The organism is Bacillus cereus group sp. BfR-BA-01524 (genome assembly GCF_022662595.1).
Lineage (GTDB): Bacteria > Bacillota > Bacilli > Bacillales > Bacillaceae_G > Bacillus_A > Bacillus_A thuringiensis_S.
Genome location: NZ_JAKUDW010000001.1, coordinates 1 through 15,830, shown reverse-complemented (window position 1 = coordinate 15,830; position 15,830 = coordinate 1). Strand labels below are relative to the sequence as shown.

Here is a 15,830-nt window from a genome sequence, read left to right as displayed (position 1 = left end):
AACATAGCAAAATGTTTCATATTTACTTGTCTTAACAGAATAAAAATTTAGGGAGATTACATTTATTATGAACGCTGTACTCGTCGCAGTAGCAATTATGCTATTGCTTAGTTTGTTACGTGTCCAGGTCATTGTCGCCATCATTGTTGGAGCTTTAACAGGCGGAATTATCGGCGGACTCGGTATTTCAGAAACGATTAACACTTTTACAACTGGTCTTGGAAACAGCGCTCCAATCGCTTTAAGTTATGCAATGCTTGGTGGTTTCGCTATTTCCCTTTCCAAAACAGGACTTCCAGATGCTATGATTCAAACTGCATTAAAATGGATTGGCAATGAACAAGACACGAAAAAACAAGTTTATTCTAAAATACTTATTTTATTCATTATTTTAACGATGGCTTGTTTCTCACAAAATGTGATTCCTGTTCACATTGCTTTCATCCCCATCTTAATTCCAGCACTTTTAAAAGTATTAAATGAGCTGAAAGTGGATCGCAGACTTGTCACATGTATTATTACATTTGGATTGATTACTCCTTATATGTGGATCCCTGCAGGATTCGGAAAAATTTATCATGACGTATTACAAACCAACGCTGCGCAAAGCGGCCTTACATTTGATGTCACACTTATTCCAAAAGCAATGACTATTCCAGCAATTGGTATGATTATTGGATTATGTGTAGCGGTATTCATTACGTACCGAAAACCTCGTACGTATGAAACAGAACAAATTCATACTACCGAAAATGAAATCGTTCCCTATACAAAACGTAGCATTACTTTCGGGTTATTATCTATCATTACTACATTAACTGTTCAATTAACAACAGAATCAATGATTTTCGGTGCTTTAGCAGGTATTATCGTCTTATCAGTTAGTGGCAGTCTACCACTTAAAGAAGCAGATGCGATATTAACAAGCGGAATGCGTATGATGTCCTTTATTGGCTTTGTTATGATTGCTGCCGCTGGATTCGGCGCTGTCCTTCGAAAAACAGGACATGTTGAATCACTGGTGCAAACGAGTGCACATATAATTGGAAATAACAAACCACTCGCTGCATTTCTTATGCTCGTTATTGGACTTCTCGTTACGATGGGAATTGGTTCATCCTTTTCAACCATCCCTATCTTAACAACCATTTTTGTACCTCTTTGCATTCAGCTTGGATTTAGTCCAATGGCCACAATTGCAATTATCGGTACAGCCGGAGCACTAGGTGACGCAGGATCTCCAGCATCAGATAGTACCCTTGGACCAACATCCGGTTTAAATGCTGATGGTCAGCACCATCATATATGGGATACATGTGTACCCACTTTTCTACATTACAATATACCGTTACTTATATTTGGCTTTATTGCCGCAATTACATTATAAAAAGGTGCGTATAAAACGCACCTTTTACTTTTTTATTTTTCCTTTTAATTGTTGAAAAGCTACTTTTCCATTATCTTTGACATAGCTTTCAATTGCCGGTAGTGATGAGCCTATCCATTCACACTCTATGCTCCCATTCGGTCCAACAATTTTTAATTTATCTGGTATATGTATATTTAGAAATCTCGCTGACCGAATTAACTCAATAGCAATCTGATCACTTGAGGTTACAATTCCATCTATATACGGATTATTTTGCAATAATGTAATAAATTGTTTATTTGTATACCCTTGTACACATTCTTCTCGATAAGAGATTCCTTCATCCCAAACAGCGTCTAAAAACCCTGCTATATGATCTTCCATTTCTTCACTTTCTTCTCCCTCACCGAAATATGCAAGAAAGTGACACCCTTCCTCTTTTAATAAAGAAACAGCTCTCTGCCCACTTTCATAATAATTTGCATGTGATTGTTGCTCATCAATCAAAACAAACGGAAATGGAATTTCTCCTATACTTTTAAAAACTGCTCTTGTCAAAATAACACCTGCAATGTTATTTTGCTTCAGCATATGTATGTATCTATCTTTATTCTCTATATTACAAATAATGATTTGATAGCCTTCTTTATATGCTATTTCCTCAATACAATGTAGCAAAGTGATGTTTGATGGGTTACATAAATTATCTACAAGTAATGCAATTATCGTTGAATTCTCTTTAAATAGTGGCTTCGCTGCACTGTTTGGCCTATAACGTAATTCTTCAATTGCTTCCTTTACTTGTTTTACTGTGTCCTCATGAACGTATCCTTTTTCATTAATAACTCGTGAAACGGTTGCGACTGAAACACCTGCCAATTTTGCAACATCACGTATAGTTGCCACATCGTCACCCCTTAATATGGTAATAGACTACAATTTTACGGTAACCTAAATTACACTATCCGTCAAGATTAATAACTCATATTTCTGAAAATTGTTACATCATTTGACTGAATGATACTCCAACTGAATTTCATGTAAAATTGGGATATTATCATATCCAATACGTGGAATTTCTTTCTTTATTTTTCGTGCCTCCTCTACCGCATTCACATATAAATTAGTCATTACAAAATTACGTTTTTGGTAAAATCGTAACGCATTCATATTATCATTTGTTGTAATAAGCCAAACCTGTCTGCACCGCTCTTCTTCTGCAACTTGTAATACACAATCTACAAGTTTCGTCCCTATTCCTTTTCTTTCTTCAAAGCTATCTAGCGATACAATTTCACACATATTTCCGGTCACTTCATACGTTATAATTCCGATTATTCTGTCATCTAAGAGCGCAACAAATCCTGGCAACTCTTCTAACTGATGTCCCTTACCACGTGAAACCATCAATGAACTTCCCCAGTTCTTACACATGAACATTCGGATTGTTTCTTTCATCGCTGGCGTAATTTTTTGTATATGCAGCATTTCCTATTTCTCCCCTTTTATATCATTGTGATACAATATAAGTGTATCACATGTAACGGTATTTGGAGGATGAGGTAAAGTATGAAACGTTTTTTTGCAGCATTGTTTACTATACTAGGTGCAATAACTGCCCTTGGGATTTTCTTTACAAATAAAGTGATGTACTTAAAGAAAAAAACAGAGGAAGAAGTACTCGAAAGAGAAACGAAAAAACATTTTCGTATAGAGGATTTTGATGCTCTTCATAAAGAAGAAATTCATATCCCTTCACAATTCGGATACAACCTTCACGGATATTACATTCCTGCTGGTCATTCCAATAAGTTTATGGTTTTTTGCCACGGTGTAACTGTAAATAAAATAAACTCTGTAAAATATGCAAACTTATTCTTAAAAAGGGGATATAATGTCCTCATTTATGATCATCGTCGTCATGGTAAAACTGGCGGAAAAACAACAAGCTATGGATACTATGAAAAGCATGATTTGAAATCCGTAGTTGACTGGCTAAAAAGCCGTTTTGGAACCAATATTACACTTGGTATTCATGGTGAATCTATGGGAGCTGCAACAATTCTTCAATACGCAGGACTTGTAGAAGATGGTGCTGATTTCTATATTGCAGATTGTCCTTTCTCTGATTTTCACGGACAATTACAGCACCGTTTAAAGGTTGAATTCCATTTACCAAAATGGCCTTTATTACCTTTAGCAAACGCATTTTTAAAAGTTCGTGACGGTTATACAATTCGTGAAGTTTCACCAATCGACTGTATAAAAAACATTAACAATCCCGTTCTCTTTATTCATAGTAAAGATGACGACTATATTTTAGCTGATATGACAAAAGCGTTATATGAAGCGAAAGAAAATAATAAGCAACTTTATATTGCAGAACACGGTGCACACGCTTGCTCTTATAACGAAAATAAAGAAGAGTACGAAGCAGCCATCGATCAATTTTTAAACACATATGTGAAAGAAACAAAAAACAGGCTTGCATAAGCCTGTTTTTTTATTGCGCTAAAACGTCTGTAACTTGTTCCATATTTTTAGAAATCCATTGCATTGCATCATCTAACGTTGGAAATTCTGTCGTTTGAAATGTTACTTCATCTTGAAGTAACCAAACATCCTTTGCCTCTTGCCCTACACCTGCAATGGACCAATGTAACAAACTATATGGATGATTATCATTCAAAAATGATGCCCACGTGCGCTCATTTGCAATGTTTCGTAATGTATGTAATTGTTTATCCATCTCTCGTCACCTTACTCTAGTCAGTTATGAAAACTATTATAACACTCTCTTCTTTCTCAAACAAAGTGCTCTTTTTTCCCCGCTATTTGCGGGCAGTAAAACTCCCACCTCAAAATTCGGCTGAAACAAAGAAGTTAGGTGGGAGATTAACTGCCCCTAAAAGCCCGATTGGTTCAACTAATAATTAGTGGGGGATGCCTCCCCCACTAATTAAAGTTTCACTTTATATTGCCAAGCACTTCCCTTGATTATATGATGAAATTAAGCGTTTGGGAAGGAGGGATAACGTTGGCAAAAGTACAAATTAAAGTAAATGATAATGGCTCTTTTCGCGTTACAGGGGACGTGGAATTAGTCGACTCACAAGGGAATGTATTCCCAGCAAAACCGGCATTTTCTTTATGCCGTTGTGGCTTATCAAAAAATATGCCTTATTGCGACGCTTCGCATAAAGGTAAATTCGAGTCCGTTGTTAGAGCACCAGAGGCAGAATAATTTTACATGTGACATGCACATTTTTTTGTGCATGTTTTTTTCTTTTTAGCAACTCCGTTATATCCCTTCTCCTTACAACATTTCTAATACTTTTATTTCCATTCCAGCCCACATATATTTTCACACAATTCTTCACATTCGAATATTTTTTACTAGCCTTTTATTTTTTTTGTGCTATAATTTGAGCAAACAGCATCCTTCGGGGTCGGGTGAAATTCCCAACCGGCGGTGATGAAGTGAAAACTTCTAAGTCCGTGACCCGTTTTCAACTCGAAAACGGTGGATCTAGTGAAACTCTAGGGCCGACAGTATAGTCTGGATGGGAGAAGGATATGTTTCTAGTTTTTTATATAGTGAATACACTTTTATTTCAGTATGCATATTTTTAAAGATCCATTTTGATTCTTTATATATGTTTAATTTTCTATACTTATTTTTTATACTGAAATAAAAAGAGACAACTAGCGTTTAAAAATTCGATATTTTGCTGGGTTTTTTCCTTATGCAGAAATATCAATTATCGTTAGGTTTCTTTCCTATGCTTTCGTATTCAAACTATATTTCTAGAAATCACGTCTCCCAAACCCCAAGGATATTAAATCCTTGGGGTTTTTTGATTTTTTTAGGAGAGGTGAAGAAAATGACAGATCAAGAATATATGAGGATTGCCCTGCAGTTAGCAGAAGGAACATCAGGACAAACAAGTCCAAATCCTATGGTTGGTGCTGTTGTTGTAAAAGATGGAAACATCGTTGGTATGGGGGCTCATTTACGAGCTGGTGAAGAACACGCAGAAGTTCATGCCCTTCAAATGGCTGGTCAGAACGCCAAAGACGCTACCGTTTATGTAACACTGGAACCCTGTAGCCACTTTGGAAAAACACCACCTTGTTGTGAATTGCTCATCGAAAAAGGAGTTAAGCGTGTTGTAATTGCTACTCTCGATTGTAATCCGCTCGTTTCTGGTAACGGAAAAAGAAGATTAGAGGAAGCTAGAATTGAAGTAACTACCGGTGTTCTTGAAGCGGAAGCAGTTTTATTAAATCGCTACTTTTTTCACTACATGAAAACAAAACGCCCTTTTGTAACAATAAAAACAGCGATGAGCTTAGATGGAAAAACAGCAACTGTAACTGGTGAAAGTAAGTGGATTACAGGTGAAGAAGCACGTGCTGATGTTCACCAATATCGCCATACACATGATGCAATTCTTGTTGGAGTAAATACAGTTATAGCTGATAACCCACATTTAACAACAAGAATTCCAAATGGTGGGAAACACCCTATTCGCGTTGTTTTAGATACCCATTTACGAACACCACCATCTTCTCATGTTATAATAGATGGTTTAGCACCGACATGGATTATTGTCGGTAAGGATGTAAAGAAAGAGAAGATATCTTCTTATGAATCTAAAAATATAGCTATATTCCAAATGGAAACGAAGCATATAGAAATCGAGGACCTTCTTTCCTTTCTTGGAGAGAAACAAATTCTTTCTCTATTCGTTGAAGGTGGCCAATCGATTCATGCAAGTTTCTTAAAAACAAACAATTTCAATGAAATTGTAACCTATATAAGCCCGAAATTAATTGGTGGGAAAGATGCTCCTACTTTATTTGGAGGAAATGGTTTTTCAAAATTACAAGATGCGCTTTCCTTGAAAATTCAAGAAATGAAACAAATTGGTGATGATATAAAAATCGTTGCGCATGCCCGAAACGAGGTGACGGAATGTTTACAGGAATTGTAGAAGAATTAGGAACGATAACAAACATGCAACAAAGCGGAGAATCGATGAAATTAACGATTCATGCACAGAAAATTTTATCAGATATTCACTTAGGTGATAGTATCGCGGTCAACGGTATTTGCTTAACTGTAACAAGCTTTACAACTACTTCATTTACAGTTGATGCAATGCCTGAAACGATGCAGTCGACATCGCTTCGCATGCTTAAACCCCACTCTAAAGTAAATTTAGAGCGGGCAATGTCTGCAAACGGACGATTCGGTGGACATTTCGTTTCAGGACATATTGATGGCATCGGAACGATTTTAAATAAAAAACAACATTACAATGCCGTCTATTACAAAATAGCAATTTCTGATGAATTGCTACACTATTGTTTGCATAAAGGATCCATTGCTGTTGATGGAACGAGTTTAACGATATTTGATATAGACGAATCTTCCATAACGATTTCCCTCATCCCGCACACAGTAAGCGAATCTGTCATTGGAGAAAAAAATGCCGGAGATATCGTAAACATTGAGTGTGACATGATTGGTAAATATATCGAACGCTTTATTACTAAACCTGCAAAACGAGTAGGTTCAATGACTGAAAGCTTTTTACAAGAAAACGGATTTCTATAAGGGGGAAGCACAATGTTTCATCGTATTGAAGAAGCTCTAGAAGATTTAAAACAAGGTAAAGTCGTTATCGTATGTGATGATGAAAACCGAGAAAATGAAGGCGATTTTATTGCTTTAGCAGAGTACATTACACCAGAAACAATTAATTTTATGATTACACATGGTCGTGGTCTCGTTTGTGTACCGATTACAGCAGGGTACGCAGAACGTCTACAATTAGAACCAATGGTATCTCATAATACAGATTCACATCATACTGCGTTTACAGTGAGCATTGACCATGTTTCTACAACAACAGGGATTAGCGCTCACGAACGTGCAACTACGATACAAGAATTGTTAAACCCCGCATCAAAAGGCGCTGATTTCAATCGACCTGGACATATTTTTCCATTAATTGCGAAAGAAGGCGGTGTCCTGCGTCGTGCAGGTCATACAGAAGCTGCTGTTGATTTAGCGAAGCTATGCGGTGCCGAACCAGCTGGAGTTATTTGCGAGATTATAAATGAGGACGGCACGATGGCACGTGTACCTGATTTAATAGAATGCGCAAAACAATTTGATATAAAAATGATTACAATAGAAGATTTAATTGCTTACCGCCGCCATCATGAAACACTTGTGACGAGAGAGGTGGAAATTACATTACCTACAGATTTCGGTACTTTCCACGCAATTGGCTATTCTAACTCATTAGATACGAAAGAACATATCGCACTTGTAAAAGGTGATATTTCAATAGGTGAACCGGTACTTGTGCGTGTTCATTCTGAATGCTTAACAGGAGATGTATTCGGTTCACATCGCTGCGATTGCGGACCACAACTCCATGCAGCACTTGCTCAAATTGAGCGTGAAGGAAAAGGTGTTCTTCTTTATATGAGACAAGAAGGAAGAGGCATTGGGCTTCTTAATAAGCTTCGTGCTTATAAATTGCAAGAAGAAGGATTCGATACTGTAGAAGCAAATGAAAAACTCGGCTTCCCTGCTGATCTTCGTGATTACGGTATCGGAGCACAAATATTAAAAGATTTAGGTTTACAAAGTTTACGATTATTAACGAATAACCCAAGAAAAATTGCTGGCTTACAAGGTTACGATTTAGAAGTAGTCGAGCGTGTACCGTTGCAAATGCCAGCAAAAGAAGAGAATAAATCGTATTTACAAACGAAAGTAAACAAATTAGGACACTTACTAAACTTATAATTAAAGGAGAGATTTATTATGGTATTCGAAGGTCATTTAGTTGGTACAGGATTAAAAGTTGGAGTTGTTGTTGGACGTTTTAACGAATTTATTACAAGTAAGTTACTTGGCGGCGCTTTAGACGGATTAAAGCGTCACGGTGTAGAAGAAAATGATATTGATGTTGCTTGGGTTCCTGGTGCATTTGAAATTCCTTTAATCGCTAAAAAGATGGCTAGTAGCGGAAAGTATGATGCTGTTATGACATTAGGTACTGTAATCCGAGGTGCTACAACTCACTACGATTACGTTTGTAATGAAGTAGCAAAAGGTGTTGCGTCTTTATCACTACAAATGGACATCCCAGTTATTTTCGGCGTATTAACGACAGAAACAATTGAACAAGCGATTGAACGCGCAGGTACGAAAGCTGGTAATAAAGGATATGAATCAGCTGTTGCTGCAATTGAAATGGCTCACTTATCAAAACAATGGGCATAAAAAAAGAGGCTTCGGCCTCTTTTTATTTTTTCACCTTTTTTTGTACATCTTTTATTAATTCATTCATCGTTTTTCCTTCTGTTTTTATATGAAGAGCTTGTGCTGTTCTCCATACATTCTCTCTTTTTTTCGCTTCTTCTATAATAGTAATTTCTTTTCTAACTTCCTTTAAATCTTTTCCTTCCGTTTTCAATCCAAAATGTTCAGCTTTCGTTCGAAAGTGTTGTTCGATTCTTTGTTGCATCTCTTTTTGTTCAGGATTTTCAGCAGCCTTAACTGGATCAGAACTTATTGCTTTTATTAAAATTAAACAAGTCATAATCGCTAATATGTATTTGTACATGTAAAATCCTCCAACCCAATATAAATTACATATTTACTATGTACAACTAGGGCTTGGAAAATTCGTCCACAAAAATTCTTTTTTTCGTTCAAAAACCAATAGTAACAGGCGTTCACAACTATTTATTACATTTTATTTACAAAAAAAGCAAACCCTTTTACAAGTTTGCTTTTTCATCTATCTTATAATGCACACTCTTCAATCTCAAATCCTAAATCTGCAATCATACCCCAGTCTGCAGTCGGCTCTTGTCCAGCTGTCGTTAAGTAGTCCCCGACAAAAATAGAATTTGCTGCAAATAAACCGATTGGCTGTACAGAACGTAAATTGATTTCACGTCCTCCTGAAATACGAATTTCTTTTGTCGGGTTTACAAAACGCATCATTGCCAGTACTTTTAAACATTCTACTGGCGTTAACTCTTTTTGCCCTTCAAGAGGTGTTCCCTTTACAGCAACAAGGAAATTACAAGGGATAGAATCTGCATCTATACGTTGTAATTCAAATGCAATTTCAGCACGCTCTTCAATTGTTTCTCCCATGCCAAAAATCGCTCCAGAGCATGGTGAAATACCAGCTTGTTTCGCTTTTTGAACTGTATCAACACGATCATCATACGTATGCGTTGAACAAATACTATCGTAATTATTTGCATGTGTATTTAAGTTGTGGTTATAACGATGCACACCTGCTTCCGCTAAACGTCCTGCTTGATCTTCATTTAAGAAACCTAAACAACAACAAATCTTCAAATCTGTCGTTTCACGAATTTCCTTAACTGCTCCAATTACGTGATTTACCTCTTTATCCGTCGGACGACGACCAGATGCTACAATACAATATGTACCTGCTTTACGGCGTATTGCTTCATGTGCCCCTTCTACAATCTTCTCCTGCGTTAACCATGCATATTTATCAATCGGCGCTTCTGAAATAATAGACTGTGAGCAATATCCACAATCTTCAGGACATAATCCAGATTTCGTATTAATAATCATATTCAATTTTACTTTCTTACCAAAGTGATGATGGCGAATAATGTAAGCTGCATTCATAATTTCTAAAACTTCTGTATCATCAGCTTCTAATATCGCTATTGCATCTTCTTTCGTAATCATCTTCTCTTCCACTACGTCGTATGCAAGTTTTTTCCAATCCCTTTTTGTTTGTACTTGTTTCATTTCATCTCTTCCCCTCTTTTGTTATATGCATAAATAAAGCATGATACGTTGCCATTATCCCTTCATTTCCCGTGAAGTCTCTTTCGTATATGCGCAGCATCGCACGAAAGAGTGAGGGACTTTGACAATATGATCCTTCATTGCTATTAGTCGCTCCTACTTTTCGAATAGAATGCAGAAACTCCTTAACTTCTGTAAAACTCTCTATGTAACATGTTTCAGAAACATGCACATCCCCTGTTTCTATCTTGCATATATGAAGCAACTGATCTTTTGAATAAAAACGTTGACCAATCGATGTTTCATTTTTTATATTTCTTTCTTCTTTCGCACGTTGGAACGAAGTATGCAATTCTTGAAATGTTTCATGTCCAAACGTTGAAAAGAGTAATATCCCATCTATAGACAAATGATGAAATAAATTTCTTAACACTTGTTGTAAATTATTTAACCATTGAAATGTAGCATTTGAAATAATGACATCATATGATTCTTCTAATCGTAATCGCTCAATATCTTCACAGTGAAACGTTACATTTTTTACATTTTGTCTAGTTTGCGCAATCGCAATCATACTTTCAGCAAAATCAACTGCTGTAATATGTGCTTTCGGAAATAACTTTGATAATTGCTCTGTTACATACCCCGTCCCGCACCCCAGTTCTAAAATACGTATCGATGCCGTTTCACTATATCGTTCCTTTAAGATTGAAAGTAATGAATGTGCCATCTTTTTTTGTACATTTGCATATCGATCGTAAGATACGGCTGCCCCATTAAACCGTTTTTGTAGTAACGTTTTGTTGATCATGTCGTATCCCCTCTACAAATTGAATTATCTCATTTACGCAATATTCAAAATTCGTTACACATAACGCATGCCCTGCTTCACTTACTACTTTCAGCTCGCTACTGCTATTCTCCGTCATACTACGTGCCGCAGACAATGGGCATATTACATCCTGTTCTCCGTGAATAAGTAGTATAGGTACTTTAATTTCTTTTAGTTCTTCTCTCATATCTGTTTCTATTAAATAATCCAAACCTAGTTGTAAAGACTGAATAGAATCACCTTTAAAACGGTCTACAATGTCTTCAAAGTTTTTATTCTCTTTTAGCTCATCTTTCGTAAACATATTTTCATAAAACCGCTTGAGCGTATCTTCTTTCCTTCTCGCCAAATTCCTTTTCAGCCGTTCTACATGCAAAGCATTCCATCCGTTACTGTAATCGCTCGTATTTGTAAATTTAGCAGTACCACCAATTAATACGATGCCTTTTGCCTTAATCTTTTTATAAGCTTCAACTGCTGCTAACGCTCCTAGTGACCAACCAACTAAAATTACGTTGTCGTTATGTGCTACATCTATAATTCGTTCCACAAATTCACTTCGTTCGTTCACATTACGCCAATCTATGCATTGAACAGGATATCCTTTAAAATACGGAAGTACTAAATCCCAAATATTCTCTTCCATTCCCCATCCGGGGATAAAAATAATCTTTAGCTCTTTCATACGAAAATCTCCTCTTCTTTCGCAATGTGAATAATTCGGTCAATAGCCCATTTTAAATCAGCTATTGTATGTTGCGATGTAACTGCAAAGCGAATTCGAGAACTATGAATCGGCACAGTTGGCGGACGAATTGCAATAGCCGCAATCCCTGCCTCTTGCAACCTTTTACTAAATCGTAAAGCATGTTCATTTGAACCGACTACAATCGGTACAATATGAGTTGAACTATTCCCAATATCAAAACCAGCATCCCTTAATTTAGTTCTGAAGTATTCTCCGTTTGCTATAAGGTTCTCTCTTCTTTCGTTATCTTCTTTTACAATTTCAATTGCTTTTTGCACTGCTCCTAACGTACTTGGTGGTAAAGCTGTAGTAAAAATAAAGCTTCTCATCATATTTTGTAAATACTCTATATAAATTTCATCACCTGTCAAATACGCACCATAACACCCTAAAGCCTTGCTAAACGTCCCCATATGTATATCAATTTTTTGAGCAAGATTTTTTTCTATATGAGATAACCCAGCTCCGCCGATTCCATATATTCCACTCGCATGTGCTTCATCGACTATAATGATTGCCCCGTATTTCTCTTTCAGCTGTACTAAATCTCTCAAATAAGCAGTATCACCATCCATACTAAAAATGGTATCAGTTACGATTAATTTCCGCTTTTCAGGTGACGCTGTTTTCAACAGCTTCTCTAAATGATCCAAATCATTATGACGATACCTTTTATGCTCTGCCCCGCTTAATATGATTCCATCAACAATACTTGCGTGATTTAACTTATCACTAAAAACAATATCGTGCCGAGAGGCTAAAGAAGATATGGCACCTATATTTGCCGTATACCCACTATTTACAATTAAAGCTCTTTCAGTACCTTTCCAGTCACATATGCTTCTCTCAACCTCTTCATATAATGGATGATTTCCTACAACGAGACGAGAGGCAGTCGCTCCAGTTCCACATCTTTTTGTACAGGCAATAGCAGCTTCTTTTAACCTTTCATCTCCAGCTAACCCTAAATAATTATTTGACGCTAAATTTAACATCCTTTTTTTATCTCGAATAAGCCAAGTCTCTTCTGCCTTCTCTGTTACATATAAATTTCGATACTGCCCTTGCTCATGTAATTGTTGTAATTTAGATTGAAGGTGCGCCCGCCACGTTTGATTCATTTTGGATAAACTCCTCTAATTTTGAAATCATAATATGTTCTTTTGCAGATTCTAATACTTCTTCTTTCGTAAACTCACCTTCAAAGAATGGTAATAATCCTAAAACTGGTACCCCGCTCAGCTCTTCAATCATCTCTTTATTTTCTTGCACTCTTTCCATTTCACATTCTTTGCAACCTGATAAAATGACACCCGCTACGGTTAAGCCATGCGCCTTTGCGTAAGCAATCGTTAACACTGTATGATTTACTGTTCCTAATGTAGGACGAGCTACTACAATAAGAGGCAACTGTAATTCTGTTGCAAAATCTATTACTAAAGCATCTTCTGTATATGGGACAGCAAGCCCACCTGCTCCTTCTACAAATAAGCTATTAAACTCTTTTAATAGTTCATTATAGTAATCAGTAATTTCTTTTAACTTTACTACTCTTCCAGCTCTTTTCATGGCAAGTCTCGGAGCAAGTGGTTCTTCAATAGAATAAGGGCAAATTTCATTTTCTTGTGTCGGTACACCTGATAGTACTTTTAACCTTGCCGCATCTCCCTCAGGGTTTGATGCAACATGCCCACTTTGTAACGGTTTATATACCCCTACGTTATATCCTAATTCTCTAAATACACCTGCTATAGCACCTGCAACTACTGTTTTTCCAACTTCAGTATCAGTTGCTGTTATGAAAAAACCACTCATTATTCTCCCTCCGTAACATCTGAGATTGCCTTATATAAAATGCGTAACATATCATCAATCTCTTCAAAAGTAGAAGCAAGTGGTGGCATAAATACAATCGTGTTACCTAGCGGTCGTAAAATCATACCCAGCTCTCTTGAGCGTTTACATACTTGAACACCGACTCTTTCTATCCAGTCAAACGCTTCTTTCGTTTCCTTATTCTTCACAAGCTCAATACCAACCATTAATCCGCACTGACGAATATCACCTACATGTTTATACGCAAAGAGCTTTTCTAATTGCGCTGTCACATAATCCGTTTTACGTGCCACTTCTTTTATTAAATTTGTTTTTTCATATAGTTCTAGATTCGCGATTGCTACGGCACACCCTAACGGATTACCTGTGTAGCTATGTCCATGGAAAAATGTTTTTTGTTCTTCATATTCTCCTAAGAAGGCATTATATATTTCATCTGTCGTTACCGTAACTGCAATTGGTAAATATCCACCTGTTAAACCTTTCCCAGCAGTTAAAATGTCTGGCGTCACATTTTCATGTTCACACGCAAACATTTTCCCTGTACGCCCAAATCCAGTCGCTACCTCATCTGTAATAAATAATACATTGTACTTTGTACATAAATCGCGCAGTCCTTTTAAATATCCTTTTGGCATTGTAATCATTCCGCCAGCACCTTGCATTAATGGCTCTACAATGATGGCAGCTACTTCTTCATGCTTTTCTTTCAACAATTCTTCCATTTCTTCTAAATGGATTTTTACAATTTCCTCCTTATTATTTCCGTAAGGAGAACGATATGTATATGGATACGGCATTTTAATCGCATCAAATAAGAGCGAACTATACACTTGGTGAAACAAGTCTATTGCTCCTACTGAAACAGCTCCAATTGTATCACCGTGATATGCTTCTTTTAATGTAACGAATCTTTGTTTCTTTGGTTTCCCTTTATGCTGCCAATATTGGAAAGCCATCTTAATTGCAATTTCAACAGCGGTAGAACCTGAATCAGAATAGAATACCTTCTTCAATCCATCTGGTACAACCTCAATAATTTTTTCTGCTAATAAAATAGATGGAACGTTAGCAAGTCCTAACATAGTAGAATGAGCAATTTTATTTAATTGCTCACGAATTGCTTCATCTAATTCCGGTACTTGATGTCCGTGAACATTTAACCATATAGATGAAACACCATCCCAATATTCATTACCATTTACATCGTATAGCTTTCTTCCCTCTCCACGTTCAATAATGACAGGATCTTCTTCTAAATAATCTTTCATTTGTGTAAATGGGTGCCATACGTAAGCTTTATTTTTCTCTGCTAATTCTTCATATATATAAGATGATTTTTCAATCGTTCTACTATTTATTGTCACAACTGTCACCCCTAATGTTAACTTGTTTATAAATATAGTTAACATTAAATCCGAATGACTGTCAATTATTTTAAAATCAAATAGTTCTTAAAAAAGAACAACTTATCATACGATAAGTTGTTCTACTTTCCATGCTGTATCTTTCCAATTTCTAAAATAATTTCTTCATCTTTTTTCCCCTCTGTATCAATTCCAAGTTGCTTAGCGTGCTCAATTAATAAATCATGACGCTTCTCAAATCTAGCGGTATTTACTTCTTTCGTAACCTCTTCTTTTGTTTTCCCCTCAGTAGAAACTCCTAGTTTTTCTGCTGCTTTTTCCATTGATTTCTTCTCTTCTATTTCTTTTACTTTCTTCACTTCTGACTGTTGTATTTGCTTTTGTTTCAACTGCTCTGATTCAGCCGCAAAAGCTGTGTAAATTCCAGCACTTCCTCCAATAACTAATAAAGTGGTAAAAAGAATTATTTTTTTCTTCACTCTTTCCTCCCCCTTTCAAATTCATTATAACGTACATTTTTACAGCGTTAAAAACAATTATCCTTTATTTCCCTAAAAAAACATTTAATATTTTTATTGACATGTAAGATGAAAATATGATAAAAATTTAACTAACATCATATGAATCGGCGTTGATAGGATTTAGTAGTATTTCGATTTCTGATTTCAGAGAGCTGGTGGTCGGTGCGAACCAGTACAGAGCGAATTATGAATTACCCCCTGGAGCTTCTTTTACGAAACGTGAGGAGTAGTGAAAGACGGTTATAGACCGTTATGTCTAAAGAGTGGTGAAACGACACTGTTTCACAATTTAGGGTGGTACCGCGAATTTTTCGTCCCTGCATA

Annotated in this window: 18 protein-coding genes, 1 riboswitch and 1 other annotated feature; of the genes, 7 read left to right on the top strand and 11 right to left on the bottom strand. The window is 36.4% G+C overall.

Going from position 1 to position 15,830, the window contains the following annotated elements; all coding sequences use genetic code 11:
- Positions 1-67 precede the first annotated feature (67 nt).
- The gene (locus MR170_RS00090; RefSeq protein WP_242306740.1) at positions 68-1,387 is read left to right on the top strand and encodes a Na+/H+ antiporter family protein; all 1,320 of its coding nucleotides are present in this window, start codon (positions 68-70) and stop codon (positions 1,385-1,387) included.
- 24 nt (positions 1,388-1,411) lie between these two features.
- Here the strand turns inward: MR170_RS00090 and MR170_RS00085 are convergent, their stop codons facing one another.
- Positions 1,412-2,275: a LacI family DNA-binding transcriptional regulator gene (locus MR170_RS00085; protein ID WP_242306739.1), complete on the bottom strand. Its 864-nt coding sequence runs from the start codon at positions 2,273-2,275 to the stop codon at positions 1,412-1,414.
- Positions 2,276-2,374: 99 nt separating this feature from the next.
- Positions 2,375-2,857 (bottom strand): GNAT family N-acetyltransferase, encoded by a 483-nt coding sequence (locus MR170_RS00080; protein ID WP_242306738.1) that lies wholly within the window; start codon positions 2,855-2,857, stop codon positions 2,375-2,377.
- 81 nt (positions 2,858-2,938) lie between these two features.
- Here MR170_RS00080 and MR170_RS00075 point away from each other — a divergent pair, with 81 nt between their 5' ends.
- The gene (locus MR170_RS00075; protein WP_242306737.1) at positions 2,939-3,862 is read left to right on the top strand and encodes an alpha/beta hydrolase; all 924 of its coding nucleotides are present in this window, start codon (positions 2,939-2,941) and stop codon (positions 3,860-3,862) included.
- A 10-nt stretch (positions 3,863-3,872) separates the two neighbouring features.
- On the opposite strand, the gene MR170_RS00070 is transcribed toward MR170_RS00075, so the two are convergent.
- Positions 3,873-4,118: a DUF2552 family protein gene (locus MR170_RS00070; protein ID WP_242306736.1), complete on the bottom strand. Its 246-nt coding sequence runs from the start codon at positions 4,116-4,118 to the stop codon at positions 3,873-3,875.
- A 288-nt stretch (positions 4,119-4,406) separates the two neighbouring features.
- Between MR170_RS00070 and MR170_RS00065 the strand changes: the two genes are divergently transcribed.
- The 5 genes from MR170_RS00065 (at position 4,407) to ribH (ending at position 8,678) form a co-directional block, all read left to right on the top strand.
- A complete protein-coding gene (locus MR170_RS00065; protein WP_001151582.1) occupies positions 4,407-4,613 on the top strand; it encodes a CDGSH iron-sulfur domain-containing protein in 207 nt (68 codons plus the stop codon).
- 191 nt (positions 4,614-4,804) lie between these two features.
- Positions 4,805-4,948: riboswitch (FMN riboswitch) on the top strand.
- A gap of 305 nt (positions 4,949-5,253) precedes the next feature.
- Positions 5,254-6,366: a bifunctional diaminohydroxyphosphoribosylaminopyrimidine deaminase/5-amino-6-(5-phosphoribosylamino)uracil reductase RibD gene (gene ribD / locus MR170_RS00060; RefSeq protein ID WP_242306735.1), complete on the top strand. Its 1,113-nt coding sequence runs from the start codon at positions 5,254-5,256 to the stop codon at positions 6,364-6,366.
- Entirely contained in the window at positions 6,348-6,992 is a 645-nt protein-coding gene (gene ribE, locus MR170_RS00055) for a riboflavin synthase subunit alpha (RefSeq protein ID WP_242306734.1), read from the top strand. Before ribD ends, ribE begins: the two co-directional genes overlap by 19 nt.
- 12 nt (positions 6,993-7,004) lie before the next feature.
- On the top strand, positions 7,005-8,198 hold the full coding sequence (ribBA, locus tag MR170_RS00050) for a bifunctional 3,4-dihydroxy-2-butanone 4-phosphate synthase/GTP cyclohydrolase II (protein WP_000468981.1): 1,194 nt from the start codon (positions 7,005-7,007) through the stop codon (positions 8,196-8,198).
- An 18-nt stretch (positions 8,199-8,216) separates the two neighbouring features.
- Positions 8,217-8,678: a 6,7-dimethyl-8-ribityllumazine synthase gene (gene ribH / locus MR170_RS00045; RefSeq protein ID WP_242306733.1), complete on the top strand. Its 462-nt coding sequence runs from the start codon at positions 8,217-8,219 to the stop codon at positions 8,676-8,678.
- A 22-nt stretch (positions 8,679-8,700) separates the two neighbouring features.
- Here ribH and MR170_RS00040 read toward each other — a convergent pair whose 3' ends face one another.
- From MR170_RS00040 to MR170_RS00005, 8 genes are all read right to left on the bottom strand, one after another.
- The gene (locus tag MR170_RS00040; RefSeq protein ID WP_000280032.1) at positions 8,701-9,021 is read right to left on the bottom strand and encodes a hypothetical protein; all 321 of its coding nucleotides are present in this window, start codon (positions 9,019-9,021) and stop codon (positions 8,701-8,703) included.
- 182 nt (positions 9,022-9,203) lie between these two features.
- Positions 9,204-10,202, bottom strand: coding sequence for a biotin synthase (gene bioB / locus MR170_RS00035; RefSeq protein ID WP_000815856.1), 999 nt, complete (start codon positions 10,200-10,202; stop codon positions 9,204-9,206).
- 1 nt (position 10,203) lies between these two features.
- Positions 10,204-11,013 (bottom strand): malonyl-ACP O-methyltransferase BioC, encoded by an 810-nt coding sequence (gene bioC, locus MR170_RS00030; RefSeq protein WP_029443262.1) that lies wholly within the window; start codon positions 11,011-11,013, stop codon positions 10,204-10,206.
- Complete coding sequence (locus MR170_RS00025; protein ID WP_242306732.1) at positions 10,979-11,719, bottom strand: alpha/beta fold hydrolase; 741 nt, start codon at positions 11,717-11,719, stop codon at positions 10,979-10,981. Before MR170_RS00025 ends, bioC begins: the two co-directional genes overlap by 35 nt.
- Positions 11,716-12,903, bottom strand: a complete 1,188-nt coding sequence (bioF, locus tag MR170_RS00020) for an 8-amino-7-oxononanoate synthase (protein WP_242306731.1) — start codon at positions 12,901-12,903, stop codon at positions 11,716-11,718. The genes MR170_RS00025 and bioF overlap by 4 nt, the downstream gene beginning before the upstream one ends.
- Positions 12,869-13,597: a dethiobiotin synthase gene (gene bioD / locus MR170_RS00015; protein WP_029443264.1), complete on the bottom strand. Its 729-nt coding sequence runs from the start codon at positions 13,595-13,597 to the stop codon at positions 12,869-12,871. The genes bioF and bioD overlap by 35 nt, the downstream gene beginning before the upstream one ends.
- A complete protein-coding gene (gene bioA / locus MR170_RS00010; protein ID WP_242306730.1) occupies positions 13,597-15,030 on the bottom strand; it encodes an adenosylmethionine--8-amino-7-oxononanoate transaminase in 1,434 nt (477 codons plus the stop codon). The genes bioD and bioA overlap by 1 nt, the downstream gene beginning before the upstream one ends.
- Positions 15,031-15,107: 77 nt before the next feature.
- Positions 15,108-15,464: a hypothetical protein gene (locus tag MR170_RS00005; protein WP_000726902.1), complete on the bottom strand. Its 357-nt coding sequence runs from the start codon at positions 15,462-15,464 to the stop codon at positions 15,108-15,110.
- A gap of 143 nt (positions 15,465-15,607) precedes the next feature.
- Positions 15,608-15,828 (top strand) — a binding site (T-box leader).
- Positions 15,829-15,830: the final 2 nt, after the last annotated feature.

Coding starts and splice junctions, on each gene's coding strand:
- ribE (WP_242306734.1), top strand. CDS start 6,348: ATGTTTACAGGAATTGTAGAAGAATTAGGAACGATAACAAACATGCAA.
- MR170_RS00080 (WP_242306738.1), bottom strand. CDS start 2,857: ATGCTGCATATACAAAAAATTACGCCAGCGATGAAAGAAACAATCCGA.
- bioF (WP_242306731.1), bottom strand. CDS start 12,903: ATGAATCAAACGTGGCGGGCGCACCTTCAATCTAAATTACAACAATTA.
- MR170_RS00040 (WP_000280032.1), bottom strand. CDS start 9,021: ATGTACAAATACATATTAGCGATTATGACTTGTTTAATTTTAATAAAA.
- bioC (WP_029443262.1), bottom strand. CDS start 11,013: ATGATCAACAAAACGTTACTACAAAAACGGTTTAATGGGGCAGCCGTA.
- ribBA (WP_000468981.1), top strand. CDS start 7,005: ATGTTTCATCGTATTGAAGAAGCTCTAGAAGATTTAAAACAAGGTAAA.
- bioD (WP_029443264.1), bottom strand. CDS start 13,597: ATGAGTGGTTTTTTCATAACAGCAACTGATACTGAAGTTGGAAAAACA.
- bioA (WP_242306730.1), bottom strand. CDS start 15,030: ATGTTAACTATATTTATAAACAAGTTAACATTAGGGGTGACAGTTGTG.
- ribH (WP_242306733.1), top strand. CDS start 8,217: ATGGTATTCGAAGGTCATTTAGTTGGTACAGGATTAAAAGTTGGAGTT.
- MR170_RS00075 (WP_242306737.1), top strand. CDS start 2,939: ATGAAACGTTTTTTTGCAGCATTGTTTACTATACTAGGTGCAATAACT.
- MR170_RS00090 (WP_242306740.1), top strand. CDS start 68: ATGAACGCTGTACTCGTCGCAGTAGCAATTATGCTATTGCTTAGTTTG.
- MR170_RS00070 (WP_242306736.1), bottom strand. CDS start 4,118: ATGGATAAACAATTACATACATTACGAAACATTGCAAATGAGCGCACG.
- MR170_RS00025 (WP_242306732.1), bottom strand. CDS start 11,719: ATGAAAGAGCTAAAGATTATTTTTATCCCCGGATGGGGAATGGAAGAG.
- bioB (WP_000815856.1), bottom strand. CDS start 10,202: ATGAAACAAGTACAAACAAAAAGGGATTGGAAAAAACTTGCATACGAC.
- ribD (WP_242306735.1), top strand. CDS start 5,254: ATGACAGATCAAGAATATATGAGGATTGCCCTGCAGTTAGCAGAAGGA.